This is a genomic window from Rhodohalobacter sp. (genome assembly GCF_041686455.1).
In the GTDB taxonomy this organism is placed as follows: domain Bacteria; phylum Bacteroidota; class Rhodothermia; order Balneolales; family Balneolaceae; genus Rhodohalobacter.
Map to the genome: position 1 here is coordinate 1 of NZ_JAWLDW010000001.1, position 18,068 is coordinate 18,068.

Genomic DNA, 18,068 nt, shown 5'->3' on the forward strand with positions numbered 1-18,068 from the left:
AAAGTGGCCGGAAAAACGCTCTCCCGGAATTGATGATTACCGGCTTGACGGAAAAACGGCTCTTGACAGTATCTACCTGAACCCGGGTCAGCAGGTTGACGCAGAGGTGTTTCCAATAAACCGATCGTCAGGTAACATAGAGGTTGAGTGGGACGTCTTTCATGAAAGCACCGATCTGAAGGATGGCGGTGACCGGGAAGAAAAACCTCCGAAGGTCCATGGTCGATTGAGCCGGAGAGAAGGCACCACAGTCCGACTCAATGCCCCGGAAGAGGAGGGCCCTTACCGTATTTTTGTCTATTTGAAAGACGAAGAAATTAATCGGGTAGCTACAGCAAATATTCCTTTTTATGTACGTGATTAAATTCGTTGCTGAGCAAATGTATTAAGCGATAGAGTGTGAAAAATATCGAGGGAAATCTTTTCGTTTTCTCCAAATCACTCTATTTCTATCTTCTTTTTGGTGCTTCGGATCTAAAAAATTGTTTAAGCCATGAAGTTCAATGAAATGCCAGTAATTTCTCCTTCGAACTTTTAGTAAGAAATTTTTTGAATTCGACAGCAGGCCAAGTTATTGCTGCGTCCACTCTCCTTTTCCCAATTTAACCCATTAATCTTTTAAAAAATTGGGATCATTCAACAAATCAAGCGGTATAGAAGTCTATTTATCGCTTATGACGAGTTACCAGACTGTACAACTTTGATAACTTATTCAATCGGAATTGACAGAGTGCCACACAACAGGGGATATGAGTGGAGATCGATCATAAGCGGATTATAATGTTCAATGTGACGAAACACTGTCTCCGCGTTTCAATTAGAATATTCGGAATAGGGTAAGATTATGAAGGAAAGTTTAATGTCTCAGGACGAAATGAATAGTGCTATTCTGAATAGTATTGGGGAGGCTGTAATTATTGTTGATCCATCCGGTCGAATCATTCGAAATTGTAATTCAGTAACGGAGGACCTTTTCGGCTACAGCAAAAGTGAGTTGATTGGTCAGAAAACATCAATATTACACGTAAGCCGTGAACATTACGAGAAGTTTGGAGAAGAGAGTGAAGAAGTTCTCAACCGCGGTGAAGTTTATAAGGGTGAATTTCAGATGAAAAGAAAAGACGGGAGTACTATTGATACCTACCATACGGTAAGCTCCTTGAATAAAGAGCAAGGCTGGGAAGAAGGAGTTGTAAGTGTGATCCGGGATATCACGGACCAAAAGGAAACAGAGAAACAGCTGCAGAGTCATGTAAAAGAGAGGGCCATTCTGCTGGCGGAGGTGCACCACCGGGTGAAGAATAACCTGGCCGTTATTGCCGGTCTTCTCTACATACAGATTGAAGCTTCGGTTAACGAAGCCGTAGTGGAAAGTCTTAAAACATCTTATTGTCGCCTGCAGTCCATAGCACAGGTTCATGAACAGCTCTATAAGGACGCCGAACTGGACGCTAATATATCTCTGATTTCGTACCTGCACCAGATGGCTGAGAATGTAGATGAGATAATAATTCTGCCGGGTAAAACTATTACTGTCGATATTCAATGCCAGGACTTTACCATTCCGCTTATGCAGGCTGTGCCTCTGGGTTTGTTGCTTTCGGAATTGCTGGTAAATGCTTACAAACACGCTTTTGAAGGAAGAGAGAGAGGACAGATACAAATATCATGTGATGTCAAAAAAGATCATCTGAACATTGAAGTTTCAGATGACGGAATCGGATTACCGAAGGGCTTTTCTTTAGATTCGGGATCGATAGGGATGGAGATTGTTCAGACACTTAAAGAACAATTGGACGGTCATTTATTGTACTCGTCACATGCAGGAGAAGGAACAACTTTTACGATTTCATTTAACATTGCTGATTAACCATTTATTATCAGGTGTTTTACTTAATGAAGCAAAAAGCATTTCACTACAAGAATAGAAGTAAGCGTTAATTAAAAGTCAGTTCGGAAACTGAACTATACAGTCCTCTCCTGAGTTAAATAGGCGTAAATGAACTGTAATCTTAAGTAGAATGTATGGATAACCGAAAAATATCGGTGCTCTCTGGAATCATAATTTTTGTAGCAACATTGTTTCTCTCCTGGTATATCATTTCAGGCGTTGATGAAGATGAAGGTGTTTCTCAAGACACGGAAGGAGCTCCGGTTCTAATGTTGGAATATGTACCAAAAACAATTCAATCCACTATTCAATTTACAGGTCGTGTTATTCCATTTGATCAATATGACATTACAGCCGAGGTATCAGGTATTTATGAGGAAAGTGACCGGGTTTTTAAGACCGGAACAGCTTTCAATCGCGGAGAGGTGATTATTCAAATCAATGATGTTGAGGAACGACAGAATCTAGAAGCATCCCGGTATGAATTTGCAGCTCTCATCTCACAGATTTTACCGGATATCAGCATCGACTATTCCGAACAATATGATTTATGGCAGGCTTATCTCGATGAACTTGACGCAACCGAATCACTGAAACCGTTACCGGCAGTTTCGGACCGGCAGTTTCGGATGTTTCTAAACCGTCAAAATGTTTTCAGTCAATTTTCTTCGATACGAAGTCAGGAAGTCAGGCTTCAGAAATACACTATTCGTGCACCTTATGACGGAGTTGTAACGAATCATTCTATCAACCCAGGTACTTTGGTGCAGAATGGTCAGCAGCTGGGGCAATTTACAGGCACTGAAAATCTGGAAATTGAAGCTTCAATTCCGGCATCCGAAGCGCGATATATTTCTGTAGGGGATGAGGTGACTGTACGGTCAGAGGATACATTCTCTGAGAGTTTTAACGCCGTCATCAGTCGGAAAAATGCGGTGATCGATCCGGGTACTCAGAGTCTGAAAGTTTATATGGAGATTACAAATTCGGAACTTGAGCCGGGTAATTACCTTGAGGGCGAAATTCAGGGGCAAAGTTTTGAGGATGCATTCAAGGTACATAAAGATATTTTGGTTCGGGATAATGAGCTCTTTGTGGTCGAAAACGAACGGGCCAAACTTCAAACCGTGCAGCTCATGGCCAGTGCGGGTGACAGCATGATTGTTTCAGGTCTCGAACCCGGAACAAGAATTATTGATGAGTTTAGAAATGCTGTGTTTGAAGACGCGAAGGTAACGGAGCGGGAGGAAGAGTAGATGCGAAGAGTGATCAATTTTTTCGTCAAGCATGTCGTTCTGGTTAACCTCTCGATTTTAGTGATTCTATTTTTCGGGGTGCTTGCTGCTTTCAATTTGTCTTCAACATTTTTTCCGGAGCAACAACCCCGTTTTATCAATGTGCAAGCCGTTTACCCAGGCGCTTCTCCCATTGAAATGGAAGAGAGCATTGTTCTTAAGATCGAGGATAATGTAAAAGCAGTTGACGGAGTAAAAGAAATTACATCACGTACCGAAGAAGACCGCAGTACGGTTACGGTTGAAATTGAGACAGGTATAGATCCAAATGTTGCCCTTCAGGAGATTAAGAATGAGGTAGACCGTATCAGTACATTTCCTACGGGACTTGAGGAGCTGACGGTTTCTAAGGAGGACCAGCTCAATCCCGGAGGACGTATGGTACTTCGTGGCGATGTTTCTGTTACGGCACTCCAGGAACTCGCAGATCAGGTTGAAGATGAACTTCGCAAATATGAGAATATATCGCGAGTCAGCATATTTGGTTACAACGACCCTGAGGTTGAGATCAGCGTCAGGGAGTCGGCACTCAGAAATTACGGTCTCACTATCGATGATATTGCCAATGCAGTTGCAGCAGAAAACATCAGGTCTACGGGTGGGATACTGCGTGGAAGTGAACTTGAATACCGGATCAGGGTAGAGCAGAGAGACTACTACGCAAAGGGATTTAAGGATATTCCTGTTTTAACACAGGCAGACGGCACCATTATTCGTTTGAGTGATGTTGCAAATGTTGAGGATGATGTTGAAGAGGGAGCACAGCGTGTATTTCTGGATGGGGAGCGGTCCATAAATATTTCTGTGAACACAACCAATAATGAAGATATCCTTCAAGCTTCGGAAAGTATAAAGGAGTACATCGAACAGTTTAATGAAGGACGGTCCGAAGTTGAACTTGTTTTGGTGGATGACGCCACTCAAAATTTGAGAGAGCGGATTGGATTATTGCAAGCCAACGGTCTTTTGGGGGCTGCATTGGTTCTTCTACTTTTGGGAATGTTTCTTAGGGTACGCCTCGCGTTTTGGGTGGCCTTAAGTATACCGATTTCTCTATGCGGAATGTTCATCCTGGCAGTCTGGTATGGGCTTACCATTAATGTAATTTCCCTGTTCGGGATGATTATTGTGATAGGTATTCTGGTGGATGATGGAATTGTTGTCGGTGAAAACATCTTTCAGAAATATGAGGAGGGATTGCCACCAATCAAAGCTGCTGTGGAGGGGACATTGGAAGTGGCATCTGCTGTAACATCCGCAATTATTACGACTGTTCTTGCATTCTCCTTCTTCTTTTTCATCCCCGGACAACTAGGAGAGTTTTTCTCTGATGTAGCTTTTGTGGTTTCCGCTACTCTGATCGTCTCACTCGTTGAAGTTTTCATCTTCCTTCCGGCGCACCTTGCCCACTCCAAATCGTTAAAGAAAAATCGTTCAAACGGCAAGATTCAGAAGAAAGTTGCAAACTCCATCAAGGCTTTTCGGGACCGATACTATATCCCGGTTTATGAATTTTCGCTTCGGAATAAGGCATTTGTATTTTTTTGCACGCTCTCCGTTTTGGTATTCAGTATCGCAGCAATCAACGGATCGATCATTCGCACCACATTCTTCCCCGATATTGAAGAGAACAGTATTTCGGTAGAGGTACTTCTCACCCGTGCAATTAATGTAGAGTACACGGAGCGGCAGGGTGAACGAATGGTGGCTGCAGGGGAGAGGCTTAATGAAAAGTATCGCGACCAGTTCAATATTGACGAAGATGTTATCCAGAATATCGAGATGAGAGTCGGGTACGAAACCAATGAGCTCAATATGAGCTATTATTTGATGTCTTCGGAGGAGCGACCCATTCGAACTTCAGAAATCATTGCTGATTTACGCGAAGAAGTAGGGGATATTCCTCGAGCCGAACGTGTTTCGTATGGAGGCGGATCTCCTTTCGGAAAACCGGTGGCGATCTCCCTGTTTTCGTCGAATTTTGACGAACTGAATCTTGCTGCCGACAGATTGATGGAGGAGATGAGAGAAAACCCAAATTTGGCTGATGTACTGGATAACCGCGACGATGAAGAACCTGAAATTCATATTGAGCTGAAAGACCGGGCATATGCACTTGGTTTAACAACAGCAGAGGTGAGCCGGCAGGTTAGGGATGGATTTTTTGGAAATGAAGTTCAGAGGCTGCAGCGTGGAAAAAATGAGGTTCGTGTTTGGGTTCGGTACGAAGTAAATGAGCGCAGAAGCGAGGCCGACATTCTCAACATGGAGATTACGGATGCAAGTGGAGGCCGTCATCCACTGAGTGAAATTGCAAATTTGAGCTATCAGCAGGGATTGGTGGCCATCTATCACAGGGATGGTGTAAGAGAAGTACTGGTGGAAGCGGATGTGTCGGATCCAACCGTATCTGCACCTGAAGAACTCAGTAATCTCGAGAACAGCGTGCTGCCCGAAATCATATCATCCTACCCAGCGATCAGTTATGCGCTGCAGGGCGAAGCTCAGGAAACCGGGGAAGTATTTGATGCGGCAAAAACAGTGCTTCCTGTTATTTTACTTCTGATATTCACGGTTATTGTCTTCACATTTAAATCCATTTCCCAGGCGCTGGTGATTATTGCCATTATTCCATTTGGGATTATTGGCGCGGTGTGGGGCCACTTTATTCATGGAATTCCGCTTGGTATACTCTCTCTTCTAGGAATTATCGCCCTCATAGGAATTTTGGTTAATGACGGTCTTGTACTCGTAACGGCCTACAATGATAACCTTCGAAAAGGGATGGATGTTTATGAGGCGATGATTGAAGCCGGCCGGTCCCGTTTTCGTCCGATTATTCTGACGACCGGAACCACGGCTGCGGGCCTGGCTCCACTTATATTGGACCAGAGCTTTCAGGCGCAGTTTTTAATTCCCATGGCGGTGAGTGTAGCCTACGGACTGTTGGGAGCAACATTTATTTTATTAATATTACTTCCCATTTTGCTCATTACCTCAAGTAACCTGATTCGTGCCTTACATTGGATCTGGGAAGGAGAGTGGATTACCATCGAGTCGGTTCAGCCTGTTGTTAAAGATTTAAATTGGGAGCGTGAAAATGAAGAATAGAACTGTTTATCTGCTAGTGATACTATTTTTAATACCTTTTCTGGCTGTTGCACAAAACACAGATGAATTGTCGTTGAGTGAGGCTATCAATAAAGCTCTTGATGTAAATCATTCAATTATTATCTCCAGAAATCTGACAGAAATTGATGAGAATAGTGCCACTCTTGGGAACGCAGGATATTTGCCAAATCTATCGCTGAACAGCTCATACAGGGAATCAATCGAAGATTCACGGTTGGAGTTTGCAAATCAACAAGGGCAGGATGTCGATGGGAGTCGCTCAAAGCAGTTTAATGCGAGTCTTGATCTGGAATGGGTGCTATTTGATGGGTTCGGCAACAGATACCGGCTTCAGTCACTTGAAAGGGGGCGTGATTTGAGTGAAGTTCAAAGCAGATCTGAAATTGAGGCAACACTTCTTGAAGTAATTCAAAGATATCTTGAAGTAAGTACACAGGCTCAGCTTCTGGATGTAACGCAGGAGGCCGTTGAGATCTCCAATGAACGATATCTCCGTGCAAAGGAAAATTTTGATGCAGGCGGAGGGTCCCGGGTGGATGTGCTGAACGCGGAGGTGAATTTGAATCAGGATAGTGTTCGGGTGGTTGAAACCGAAGTGAACCTGAATCGGGCCAAACGCAATTTACAGGTTTTGTTGGGCGACAATCCTTCCGGAGATGTTATGGTTCAGCAGGAATTTGATCTGGACCAACAACTATCTCTGGATGATTTACTCGTCAAATCAGTTTCCAATAATGCCAGTTTACGGTCTGCCACCATTGAGCTGGAGCAGGCAAAACTTCAGCTTCGGGAGACACAGTCCGGTCGCTATCCTCAGATATCGACCAATGCAAGCTATAACTACAACAGGCTGGAGAGCGATGCGGGACAATTTACATTCCAGGAGACGGATGGTTTCAATGCCGGTATTACTTTTAGCTTCCCAATATTTGACGGATTCAGGCGAAATATCTCGGTTCAAAATGATAAAATCCGGGTAAAAAATAGTGAGGAGCAGCGACGGCTTACTGAGAAGGAGATTGAAAGTGCACTTTTAAACGCTTATGAAACCTACAATTCCAATCTCTATCTATTGGAAAAGCAGCAATTAAATGTTGAAACGGCAGAACTGAATTTTGAAAGAACTCAGATGGCTTTTGAGCAGGGGCAGGTTTCGAATACGGACTTCAGGGAAGCTCAGCTCAATCTTCTTGAAACACGTCAGGCTCTCATTTCGCAGCGAGTGGAGGCAAAACTGTCTGAAATTGAACTGCTTCAGATTTCGGGCCAGATTTTAAACCGGCTGCCGGAAGAATAAAAATCTGAATCTGATGGAATACATTAATGATTCTTGATAAGCTATCAGGTTACAGCACCACCACAACTGCTTCCCGCCCCGGCTGTGCAGCCAAAACAGTGTTGATCGGTAAGGATCTCCCGGTTGTTTAGTTTTTCCAGGTTCCAGTCTTTGATATGATCCGGTGCTCCGTGATTGGTTTTCATCTGCAGCATCTGGTTGAAGTCACAATCATATAGCGAACCGTCCCAGCCAATGGAGATAGTGTTCCGGCACATTACGCCCATGGCTGCTGAAGGATTAAACGCGTTGATCAGTTTTTCCATATACTCCTCCAAATTCCCGCTCTCTACCAGAAAATTGAGGTAGCGGCTGATTGGCAGATTGGTAATTGTAAACAGATCGTTGAATACAATCTCATGATCTTTCCAAAGGCGCTCTTTATACTGCTGTTTGAGACTCTCCTGATCACCCGGCAAAAATGCGCCCACCGGATTATAAACAAGGTTCAGTAAAAGCCCGGAATCCTCTTTCCCATAACCAATTTTATTGAGCAATTTTAGAACTTTCATTGACTTGTCGTAGGTACCTTGGCCTCGCTGTATATCGGTTCTGCGCTTGCTGTAAAATGGCAGGGAGCAGGTGATCTCCACTCCGCGGTCGGCCATAAACTGCGGTAGATCCTCAAATTTCCGGGTGTCCAGAATGGTAAGATTGGACCGAACGATAATGTGTTTTCCAAGTTTTGAAACTTTATCCACAAACCAGCGAAAATGCGGGTTCATCTCGGGTGCACCACCTGTCAGGTCTACAGTCTCGATGTCAGAATCCTTTAATGCATCCAGACAATACTGAAGGGTCTCCTTCGTCATAATCTCCTGTCGATCGGGGCCGGCATCTACATGGCAGTGCTTGCAGGTCATATTACACATGTAGCCCACATTGATTTGAAAGATTTCAATTCCTGTCGGCTTTAGCGGAAAGAGCCCAATGCCTTCCAGTTTTTCTTCGAATTTATCGAGGGATTTAATTTTTTCGGTGTGATTGTTAATTACATCCAGCTGAACGGAAGGATCAGATAGTGAATGACTTTGTGCAATTAGGGACTTCATAATTCTTTGGAAAATAAGTGAAAAGGAAAAAGTGAAACGTGAAAAATCTCCCCTTGAGGGGAGTACGGCGTTAGCCGTGAGGGGTGTAATTCAATATATTTCGTTAAATAGATCTGACACCCCTCTGTCTCTCCCCTTTTTAGGGGAGAATTATTAGGCGATTAAGTAATTCGGAGTAACCCATATCTCATATCTCATATCTCAATTCTCAGGACTCATATCTGAGTACTACATACTGAGTTTGTCCACCTTGTTCATCATTTGAACGCTGTGAACAAGTGAGGCTCCTCCACGAATGGCCGTCGCAACGTGAACAGCTTCCATCATCTGCTCTTCAGAACACCCTTTTTCCAGAGTGTCTTCAGTGTAGGCATCAATACAGTATGGGCACTGAATGGTATGAGCAACAGCCAGGGCAATGAGTGATTTTTCGCGGGCGGTTAACGCTCCCTCTTCAAAAACAGAGCCGTAATAATCAAAAAATTTCTTCCCCAGCTTCTCCTGGAAATCGGTTACTTTTTCAAACTTTTTGAGGTCTTCGGGGTTGTAGTAGGTTTTGTCCATAGTTTAGAATTTAGTTTTGAATAAATATGTAAGAATATCGAAGATGGAAACCTGTCATCAAGACAGAAAAAATCACTCTATCATTCGATTAGACGTTCTAAGTAGATGAAAAATTACTTTTATAAAGAAATGCAGGAATTCTATTTGATCAGGAATCTTTTTCGAGTGTCCGTCTTAGGTAATTGATCTGTCCTAAATGATACATCAGATGGCCTGAGAGATGTACAAGAAAAAAACTATACGTCATGGGATGACCAAACAGAGCTTCGGGAAACTCTTCGTTGAGCCGGGAGCCGTCTAGATTGTTCAACACAGATGAAACAGTTTCTCGGGTCATTTCAATTTTGTTAAGTATTTGTTCGCGGGGTACATACTTGGTGCTAAACTCGGCAGGACGGTCGCGCTCAAAGCCTGTGTCACCAATCTTTGTACCAATATAATAGTTGAGATTTCCGATGAGGTGAATGGCAAGATTACCGGCGCTGTTGGAGATCTTTCCGGTAGTTTTCCAAAGATTTTCTTCCTTCTCAAAAGCGGAAATCTCGGTGCTTAGCCTACTAAGATCCCTATTTAAGATTTTTATAAAATCATTAACCATAGTTTTACCGGTATTCGAAATTTGTTCTTTAAAACTTTTTCTAAGATGAGAAACTTTGAGTCATTTAAAAATAAGGTAGAAGGAATTATCAAAAATTAACAAGCAATTTCCAATCTCTTTGAGTGGAGTAATTTACTGCTGAAGATTTCGACAGTGAGGAAAATTATTTTTTAACCTCAGTTCGATTAATAATCTTATTTAAACCAATGAAGAAGTCTCCTTAAAAAAGGGGCTTCGAGCGTTAGCGACACGTGAAACGAAATGTAGAGTGGTGTCCATCGGGTTTTTTCATAAATCTTATGAACATCCCCCTCAATCCCCCCTTTGCTAAGGGGGACTTTTGAGTTCATTGTCTCAGTGTCGAACTCAGGTTTTTAGGTTGGCCTGAACACTATTTTCATTATAAAATTTATGAAGATGCCGATTCTTAATCCTGATTCTGTAATAGTGCAGTGACTTTAAAGTTTATATTTCAATAGTTACTTCGGACGATTTGATATCCTGGCGGAGTACCTTTAGAAGCTGTTCGCCCATCATCTTTGTGCCGATACGTTTTGTTTCCGGTTCATCCCTGAAAAGGTCGGCCGTTCTATATCCTTCTTTCAATACTGTTTCTATTGATGATTCAATTTTTTTTGCGGCATCTTCCATGCCAAATGAATACCGGCATAAGAGTGCAGCTGATGCTACAGCAGCCAGTGGGTTGGCCGTATCCTTTCCGGCAATGTCAGGCGCTGATCCATGTACAGGTTCGTAGAGCCCATTGGTTTCACCGAGACTGGCCGATGGAAGCATTCCGATTGATCCGGTCAGCATCGCAGCTTCATCACTGAGGATATCACCGAAAAGATTTCCGGTTACGATCACGTCGAACTGCTTTGGATCGCGGACCAGCTGCATGGCGCAGTTATCAACCAACATGTGGGACAGCTCTATATCCGGATACTCTTCGGATACTTCAATGACTGATTTCCTCCACATTCTGGAACTCTCCAGTACGTTGGCTTTATCTACAGATAAGACTCGTTTATCACGCAAACGTGCCGCATCGAATGCTTTTCTTGCGATTCGCTGAACCTCCAACCGACTGTACTTCATCGTATCAACTGAAAATGGATCCCCGTTTTCTTCTGAGGTTAGTCTGGGTTCTCCAAAATAGATGCCGCCGGTGAGTTCACGCATAATCAGGATATCTGTTCCTGAAATGATCTCTTCTTTCAGGGTGGAAGAACCGGCAAGATCAGGGAAAACTTGTATTGGCCGGAGATTTGCGTAGACTCCCAATTCCTTTCGGAGTTTTAATAAAGCAGCTTCCGGGCGCTTATTGGCGCAGAGGTCATCCCATTTTGGGCCGCCAACAGCTCCCAGAAGCACGAATTTGTGTTTTTTACAGAGATCAAGTGTCTCTTCAGTCACGGGTTCGCCATCGCGGTCGTACCCGATGCCTCCAAAGTTTCTTTCGATGGTGTTGATCTCTAAATTATATGCACGGCAGGTTTCTTTTAATATGGTTACAGCTATTTCGGTTACTTCCGGCCCGATGCCGTCACCGGGGAGAGTGATGATGGTTGCTTCTTTCATGGGTATCTGATTGATCTTAAGAATTCTTGGATTTCTATCGGAAAAGGTGTTGGGTAATTCTTGCCACGATGTCACTAAGGCACACGAAGTTTACATGGTTATGGATCAAATTTATGCTTTGGGAACACCCTTCACCCCGACAGCTGTCGGGGCACTCCCCTCGAAGGGAGACTTTTTCATCAAACTATTGTGGTACCATTCCTGTCTTTCTTGCATAGGCAAAGATTCCGCCGGCGTGAACGATGTCGGCAACACTTCCCAAGGAATTCAGTTCGTAAGTTTTCCCCTGAGTGTGATTAATTAGGGCCGGTATTTCCGGATTAATCTCAAGCTGATCGCCTGTGTGAACCTCTTTGCTGAGATCTTCTACACTTTCATATGGCGTTAAAAACCCACCGTCGACAGAATTACGATAAAAAATCCGAGCATAGGAAGGGGAGACAATAGCTTTGATCCCGGCTATTTCAAGGCAAGCGGGTGCGTGTTCACGAGAGGAGCCACATCCGAAATTGTCACTGGCCACAATAATACTGAATTCGCTCTCGGTTGCCCCTTCCTTGGTCAGCGGAATGTTTCCATTCGGCAACCCCGACTCAGGTGCCGGCACTCCCGAGAGGGCATATTTCCCATACAGCTTCCGCTCTTCCGGATCGCTCAGGCTGTAAACCAGGTGAGCGGCCGGGATGATCTGATCGGTGTCAACGTTTTTTCCAAGTACGAAAGCTTTTCCTTTAATGGATGTTGGTTTTTTTGTCATGATGTTGAGTTTAGTTGAATTAAATAGTAGTGTAAAAAGTCCCCTCTAGAGAGGAGAAAAGTGAAGATGAAAGTGCGAAGCGCGTTTCGTCAAGCGAGGGGTGTGTACCGTTTCAGATCTCCGAATCCTACTCGACACACCCCTGCTCCGTTCGCAGAACGCTCACGGATCTATCCCCTCTCAAGAGGGGATGTATTCTTCGCCCTGAATCCTGAACATCATCATATCACCGTCTCCTGTATAAAAACTCTGGGATCGGTAATTACCCCGGTTACTGCTGATGCTGCAACGGTGTATGGAGAAGCAAGGTAGACCTGAGCAGCCTTTGACCCCATCCGTCCCGGGTAGTTCCGGTTAGTGGATGAAATGCAGACCTCCTCTTTATTCAGACGCCCAAAGGTGTCTGACGGGCCGCCTAAACAAGCAGCACATGAAGCATTTCCGATCTTGCAGCCAGCCTCTTTAAAGATCTCGATCAGTGGGGTGCCGAGCAGGGTTTCGGTTTCCAACCCACGGGCGATTTCTGTGGTGGCCGGTACGATATAAGTGTCGATTTTCAATTGATGACCTCGGATAATTTCAGCGGCTGCAACAAAGTCAGAGAGCTTGCCACCGGTACACGAACCGATATATGCACGATCCAATTTTACACCTTCAAGCTCTTCTGCGGTGGCTTTATTATCGGGACTGTGTGGTTTTGCAACCATAGGCACCAGCTCTTCAAGGTTGTAAAAATGTTCACTGAAATAGTTGGCGTCAGGATCACTGCGAAAGGTTTCAAACGGTTTATCGGTGCGTGCTTTTACGTACTCCTCGGTTACTGCATCCGGTTCTACTACTCCATTCTTTCCACCTGCCTCAATCGCCATATTGGTCAGGGTCATGCGGTCTTCCATCGTAAGAACTTCAATTCCTTGTCCCGCAAATTCCATGGTTCTGTAGGTTGCCCCATCCACTCCGATATCACCGATAATTTTAAGGATGATATCTTTAGCCATCAGATAAGGAGGCAAAGAGGTGCCTTCGAAAACAAAGCGCATCGTTTCGGGTACTTTCACCCAAAGTTTACCGGTACCCATAATAAAAGCAGCATCCGTATTTCCGATTCCGGTTGCAAACTGCCCAAAAGCTCCGGCCGTGCAGGTATGAGAATCGGTTCCAAACAATACTTCGCCCGGTCGGGTAAAGCCCTCTTCGGGAAGTGCTACGTGGCAAACTCCCTTGTAACGGTCGGTACCCACATCATAAAAATGCGGTAAGTCCTGTTCTGCAGAAAATGCCCGAAGTACATCTACATTACGGTTAGCATATTTGTCGTTGGTGAAGATATAGTGGTCGGGTATGATGACAAGCTTATCTTTGTCCCAAACTTTGGCATCATCCCCAAACTCCCTGTGGAAAATAGAGATAGCAGGAGGGCCACAAACGTCGTGCGTCATTAATACGTCTACATCTACCCAAACACTTTCGCCGGGTACGACCCGATCTCGTCCGCTGTGATTGGCAAGAATTTTTTCAGTGAGTGTCATTCCCATGGTTGCAGTAGTTTTTTTTGATTTGTTGTTTTATTTAAAAAATGTTTGTTATCAATTGGTCATCCACCGGAAGCCATTGATTGTGGTTGCTGAGCAGGCAGATCGTTCATCACAGACATGATGGATATTAGATCTTGCTCTTCCACCACTTTCTTTTCGTCGGCAACTTTTGTCACTTTCAGATATACCCTGTTCAAATCTTCTTTGTTGAGGTGGTAGCCGAGTTCTTCAAGTTTTTTGCAGAGAGCAAATCGCCCAGAATGCTTTCCAATTACAATTTTATTGCATGTGAGACCGACAGATTCCGGGGTCATAATTTCATAAGTAAGAGGATTTTTCAGAACACCGTGCTGGTGAATCCCCGCTTCGTGAGCGAATGCATTTTCGCCGACAATGGCTTTGTTGGGCTGAACCCCCTTACCTGTAATCTGGGCAAGGAGCTGGCTTGATGGGAAAATTTCTTGGGTGTTTACCGATGTGGTATAATCCATGATGTTTTTTCGGGTTACGAGCGCCATCACCAGCTCTTCGAGAGAGGCATTTCCCGCCCGTTCTCCAATTCCATTTACGGTACATTCAACCTGACGAGCACCATTCCGTATGGCCATCAATGAGTTTGCAACTCCTACACCAAGATCGTTGTGACAGTGCACGCTAATAGTGGCTTCCTCAATATTTGGAATGCGTTCTTTCAGTGTTTTAATCAGCTGACCGTATTCCCAGGGCATGGCATATCCAACCGTATCGGGGACATTAATGGTTGTGGCGCCTGCTTCAATTACGGCTGTGAAAATATCAATCAAAAAATCAGGGTTGCTTCGCGAGGCATCCTCAGCTGAGAATTCCACATCGTCCACATGTTTTTTTGCATATTCTACCGCTTGTACGGCAGATTCGAGCACTTCATCGCGCGACTTTTGAAGTTTGTACTTCATGTGTATATCGCTGGTTGCAATAAAGGTGTGGACACGCGGTTTATTAGCGAATTCAAGTGAAGCAACTGCTTGTTCAAGGTCGATATTGCGGGTGCGGCAAAGAGCTGCAACACTGCTTTCTTTGATAACTTTTCCAATTTTACGTACTGTTTCAAAATCACCGTCTGATGCAATCGGGAAACCGGCTTCAATCACATCAACACCCAGTTTTTCGAGCTGCAGAGCCAGACGGAGTTTTTCTTTCTGGTTCATACTGTATCCCGGCGACTGTTCGCCATCTCGAAGCGTAGTGTCAAAGATTTTTATGTGATTGTCCATTATTCTGATTGTTTATTGTTGGTTTGATAAGGGGATGTATGAGGGTATTACACCCCTCCCGGCTTAAACCGTACTCCCCTCAAGGGGAGATGTTTAGCCTATTAAAATTTCACTTTCGTTCAATGAATTAAGGTTCTTCGGTTTACTGTTTTGGTTCATCAGGTAATAGGTAATTCCATCGGTGAGAGCCTGCCAGCTTGCATCGATTATATTTTCTGAAACTCCCACGGTGCCCCATGTGGCTGCATCTTTTGAGGAGTCGATGAGAACCCGAACGCGTGCACCTGTGCCATCTTTCTCATTTAGCACCCGTACTTTATAGTCTTGAAGTTTCATAGAGGTGATTTCCGGATAGAATTCCCTCAGCGCTTTCCGAAGAGCGGCATCAAGAGCGTGAACGGGGCCGTTTCCTTCTGCTGCACTGTGTTCAATCTGGCCGTTAACTTTTACTCGAATGGTTGCTTCAGATCGGGATTTTCCGCTGGCATCACGCTCCATGATAATTCGGAATCCTTCCAGTGAGAAAAAGTCCGGAGCGCTGTTGGTCATCTGTTTGACAAGCAGTTCGAATGATGCTTCTGCCGCTTCAAACTGATACCCTTGGTTTTCAAGCTCTTTGAGTTGTTGGACGATTTCAGAGCTTTCTTTGGAGTATTTATCCACATCAAGGCCAAGCTCATCTGATTTGTAGCAAACATTACTTTTACCTGAAAGATCAGAGACCAATACCCTGCGTTTATTGCCTACAAGTTCAGGGTGTATGTGTTCGTATGTCTGCTCATTTTTAATTACTGCACTTACATGTATACCACCTTTGTGTGCAAATGCGCTTCGCCCAACAAACGGCTGTTTATGGTCGGGGCTCAAATTGCCCAGTTCACTCACAAATTTTGAGAGGGTGATGAGATGCTTTAGTTTATCTGAAGAAACACAAGTGTAACCCATCTTCAGCTGAAGGGTGGGAATTATTGAACAGAGGTTGGCATTTCCGCATCGCTCCCCATATCCGTTAACTGTCCCCTGTACATGTATAGCTCCTGCTTCAATAGCTGCCAATGAATTGGCTACAGCCAGCTCACAATCATTGTGAGTATGAATTCCGAGCGGGGTATTTACTTCTTGAGCCACCTCCGTCACAATTTCAGAGATCTCGTGTGTGAGGGTACCGCCGTTTGTATCACAAAGAACAAGAATATCGGCACCTGCTTTTTCCGCAGCCTTCAATGTGGAGATGGCATATTCTGGATTATCCTTATATCCGTCAAAAAAGTGCTCTGCATCATAAATCACCTCTTTGTCAAACCGTTTCAGATATTCTATAGAGCCTGAAATGAGGGCAAGATTCTCCTCCGGTTTAATATGGAGAGCTTTCGAAACGTGAAGCAGCCACGATTTTCCAAAAATTGATACCGTCGGTGTTTCTGCTTCGATCAAAGCGTTCAGATTGGGGTCCTCATCGGGTGAGTTACCGGCCCGATAAGTACTCCCAAAAGCGACAATTTTTGCATTTCTAAAAGTATGCGTTTTGGTTTTGCTGAAGAACGCCATGTCTTTCGGGTTTGAACCGGGCCAGCCACCCTCGATATAGTGTACACCAAACTCATCCAACCGTTTAGCGATTCGGAACTTATCCTCGGCTGAAAAAGAGACTTTTTCGCCCTGGGTTCCATCGCGAAGAGTTGTATCGAATATTTGAATGGTTTTAGACATAGGTTATGTTTTTGACTCACCCCCTGCCCCCTCTCTACGAGTGCGTAAAGAAGGGGGACTTTATAATGAGATATTGGGGATAAATTATGTTTGGTGTTTTTATTCAAATTCGGGTTTCAGAAGTCCCCTCTCGAGAGGGGAATGTGAAAACGAAAGCGCAAAGCGCTGTTCGCTGAGCGAGGGGTGTGTTCATCTTCAGGGTTTTTGCCCTATTCAACACACCACCTGACCCGTTCGCTAAACGCTCACGGATCTATCCCCTCTCAAGAGGGGATTGTGAGACTTTGACCGATTCCTATCATTCCGCCGGTTCCGGTTCGTGGGTCTGTTCTTTGTTACCGGGAATCCAGTTCATCATGGACCTGAGTTCTTTACCAACTTTTTCAATTTTGTGGTCACCAAGGGTACTCCTCATTTTTCTAAGATTTGGCAGTCCATCACTGTTTTCTTTCATCCACTCATCGGCAAACTCACCTTTTTGAACTTCCTCCAGGATGGATTTCATCCGTTTTTTGGTCTCATTATCCACGACACGTGTTCCGCGTGATAGTCCGCCATATTCGGCTGTGTCGCTTACGGAGTAATACATTCGCTCAATACCCCCCTCGTACAACAGGTCGACGATTAGCTTCAATTCATGAAGGCACTCGAAGTAGGCAATTTCGGGCTGATATCCGGCTTCTACCAGGACCTCAAATCCGGTTTTGACCAGTTCGGACGCACCACCGCAGAGTACAGCTTGTTCTCCAAAAAGATCAGTTTCGGTCTCCTCTTTAAAGGTTGTTTCCAACACCCCTGCGCGGGTTCCGCCGATAGCTTTTGCATAAGCTAGTGCAGTTTCTTTTGCTGTTCCGGTAGCATCCTGGTATACGGCAAACAGGCAGGGAACTCCTGAACCTTCAGTATATACTCTTCGAACCAGGTGGCCGGGTCCTTTTGGAGCAACCATAAATACGTCTACATCTTCGAGTGGTTTAATTTGTCCGAAATGGACATTGAAACCGTGTGCAAACATCAAAGCCTGACCCGCCTCCATGTTAGGGGCAATGTCGGATTGATATACATCACCTTGATGCTGATCGGGAATGAGTACCATAACTATATCACCTGCCTTGGCTGCTTCAGCTGTTTCCATTACGGTAAGGCCGGCATTTTCAGCGGCGCTCCAGGAAGAGCTCTCCTTTCTTAGACCAACCACGACATTTACTCCGCTGTCGCTTAGGTTCCGGGCATGAGCATGGCCCTGACTTCCGTAACCGATCACTGCTACTGTTTTTCCTGAGAGATGATTCAAATTGGCGTCGCCGTTATAATATGTTGTTGCTTTCATTTTATCTTTTGTTGTGTTTGTTATGCTTTAAATG

At 44.5% G+C, this 18,068-nt stretch carries 13 protein-coding genes and 1 pseudogene; 5 read left to right on the forward strand and 9 right to left on the reverse strand.

Translation table 11 applies throughout. From position 1 onward, the window contains the following. The 5 genes and pseudogenes from ACESM0_RS00005 to ACESM0_RS00025 form a co-directional block, all read left to right on the forward strand. Nucleotides 1–364, forward strand: a pseudogene (locus ACESM0_RS00005) (hypothetical protein); the annotation flags it as partial. A gap of 480 nt (nucleotides 365–844) precedes the next feature. After that, entirely contained in the window at nucleotides 845–1,870 is a 1,026-nt protein-coding gene (locus ACESM0_RS00010) for a sensor histidine kinase (protein WP_372902383.1), read from the forward strand. Between the two features lie 155 nt (nucleotides 1,871–2,025). Next, the gene (locus tag ACESM0_RS00015; protein WP_372902385.1) at nucleotides 2,026–3,147 is read left to right on the forward strand and encodes an efflux RND transporter periplasmic adaptor subunit; all 1,122 of its coding nucleotides are present in this window, start codon (nucleotides 2,026–2,028) and stop codon (nucleotides 3,145–3,147) included. Further along, entirely contained in the window at nucleotides 3,148–6,297 is a 3,150-nt protein-coding gene (locus tag ACESM0_RS00020) for an efflux RND transporter permease subunit (RefSeq protein WP_372902387.1), read from the forward strand. Beyond that, nucleotides 6,287–7,615 carry a TolC family protein gene (locus ACESM0_RS00025; protein WP_372902389.1) on the forward strand — a complete coding sequence of 443 codons (1,329 nt, stop codon included), beginning with the start codon at nucleotides 6,287–6,289 and terminating at the stop codon, nucleotides 7,613–7,615. The genes ACESM0_RS00020 and ACESM0_RS00025 overlap by 11 nt, the downstream gene beginning before the upstream one ends. A 44-nt stretch (nucleotides 7,616–7,659) precedes the next feature. On the opposite strand, the gene arsS is transcribed toward ACESM0_RS00025, so the two are convergent. From arsS to ilvC, 9 genes are all read right to left on the reverse strand, one after another. After that, nucleotides 7,660–8,706: an arsenosugar biosynthesis radical SAM (seleno)protein ArsS gene (gene arsS / locus ACESM0_RS00030; RefSeq protein ID WP_372902391.1), complete on the reverse strand. Its 1,047-nt coding sequence runs from the start codon at nucleotides 8,704–8,706 to the stop codon at nucleotides 7,660–7,662. Nucleotides 8,707–8,934: 228 nt separating this feature from the next. Further along, nucleotides 8,935–9,270 (reverse strand): arsenosugar biosynthesis-associated peroxidase-like protein, encoded by a 336-nt coding sequence (locus ACESM0_RS00035; RefSeq protein WP_372902393.1) that lies wholly within the window; start codon nucleotides 9,268–9,270, stop codon nucleotides 8,935–8,937. A gap of 148 nt (nucleotides 9,271–9,418) precedes the next feature. After that, entirely contained in the window at nucleotides 9,419–9,868 is a 450-nt protein-coding gene (locus tag ACESM0_RS00040) for a DinB family protein (protein WP_372902395.1), read from the reverse strand. Between the two features lie 465 nt (nucleotides 9,869–10,333). Continuing rightward, complete coding sequence (gene leuB / locus ACESM0_RS00045; RefSeq protein ID WP_372902397.1) at nucleotides 10,334–11,449, reverse strand: 3-isopropylmalate dehydrogenase; 1,116 nt, start codon at nucleotides 11,447–11,449, stop codon at nucleotides 10,334–10,336. A 184-nt stretch (nucleotides 11,450–11,633) separates the two neighbouring features. Beyond that, the gene (locus tag ACESM0_RS00050; RefSeq protein ID WP_372902399.1) at nucleotides 11,634–12,206 is read right to left on the reverse strand and encodes a 3-isopropylmalate dehydratase; all 573 of its coding nucleotides are present in this window, start codon (nucleotides 12,204–12,206) and stop codon (nucleotides 11,634–11,636) included. A 221-nt stretch (nucleotides 12,207–12,427) separates the two neighbouring features. After that, complete coding sequence (locus ACESM0_RS00055; protein ID WP_372902401.1) at nucleotides 12,428–13,741, reverse strand: 3-isopropylmalate dehydratase large subunit; 1,314 nt, start codon at nucleotides 13,739–13,741, stop codon at nucleotides 12,428–12,430. 59 nt (nucleotides 13,742–13,800) lie between these two features. Next, nucleotides 13,801–14,994, reverse strand: a complete 1,194-nt coding sequence (locus tag ACESM0_RS00060; protein WP_372902403.1) for a 2-isopropylmalate synthase — start codon at nucleotides 14,992–14,994, stop codon at nucleotides 13,801–13,803. Nucleotides 14,995–15,087: 93 nt separating this feature from the next. Further along, entirely contained in the window at nucleotides 15,088–16,704 is a 1,617-nt protein-coding gene (gene cimA / locus ACESM0_RS00065; protein WP_372902405.1) for a citramalate synthase, read from the reverse strand. Between the two features lie 298 nt (nucleotides 16,705–17,002). Then, nucleotides 17,003–18,034, reverse strand: coding sequence for a ketol-acid reductoisomerase (gene ilvC / locus ACESM0_RS00070; RefSeq protein ID WP_372902407.1), 1,032 nt, complete (start codon nucleotides 18,032–18,034; stop codon nucleotides 17,003–17,005). Nucleotides 18,035–18,068 lie beyond the last annotated feature (34 nt).

What these genes read in the sequence shown, in the direction of transcription:
- ACESM0_RS00010 (WP_372902383.1), top strand. Translation starts at nt 845, where the DNA reads ATGAAGGAAAGTTTAATGTCTCAGGACGAAATGAATAGTGCTATTCTG.
- ACESM0_RS00015 (WP_372902385.1), top strand. Translation starts at nt 2,026, where the DNA reads ATGGATAACCGAAAAATATCGGTGCTCTCTGGAATCATAATTTTTGTA.
- ACESM0_RS00020 (WP_372902387.1), top strand. Translation starts at nt 3,148, where the DNA reads ATGCGAAGAGTGATCAATTTTTTCGTCAAGCATGTCGTTCTGGTTAAC.
- ACESM0_RS00025 (WP_372902389.1), top strand. Translation starts at nt 6,287, where the DNA reads ATGAAGAATAGAACTGTTTATCTGCTAGTGATACTATTTTTAATACCT.
- arsS (WP_372902391.1), bottom strand. Translation starts at nt 8,706, where the DNA reads ATGAAGTCCCTAATTGCACAAAGTCATTCACTATCTGATCCTTCCGTT.
- ACESM0_RS00035 (WP_372902393.1), bottom strand. Translation starts at nt 9,270, where the DNA reads ATGGACAAAACCTACTACAACCCCGAAGACCTCAAAAAGTTTGAAAAA.
- ACESM0_RS00040 (WP_372902395.1), bottom strand. Translation starts at nt 9,868, where the DNA reads ATGGTTAATGATTTTATAAAAATCTTAAATAGGGATCTTAGTAGGCTA.
- leuB (WP_372902397.1), bottom strand. Translation starts at nt 11,449, where the DNA reads ATGAAAGAAGCAACCATCATCACTCTCCCCGGTGACGGCATCGGGCCG.
- ACESM0_RS00050 (WP_372902399.1), bottom strand. Translation starts at nt 12,206, where the DNA reads ATGACAAAAAAACCAACATCCATTAAAGGAAAAGCTTTCGTACTTGGA.
- ACESM0_RS00055 (WP_372902401.1), bottom strand. Translation starts at nt 13,741, where the DNA reads ATGGGAATGACACTCACTGAAAAAATTCTTGCCAATCACAGCGGACGA.
- ACESM0_RS00060 (WP_372902403.1), bottom strand. Translation starts at nt 14,994, where the DNA reads ATGGACAATCACATAAAAATCTTTGACACTACGCTTCGAGATGGCGAA.
- cimA (WP_372902405.1), bottom strand. Translation starts at nt 16,704, where the DNA reads ATGTCTAAAACCATTCAAATATTCGATACAACTCTTCGCGATGGAACC.
- ilvC (WP_372902407.1), bottom strand. Translation starts at nt 18,034, where the DNA reads ATGAAAGCAACAACATATTATAACGGCGACGCCAATTTGAATCATCTC.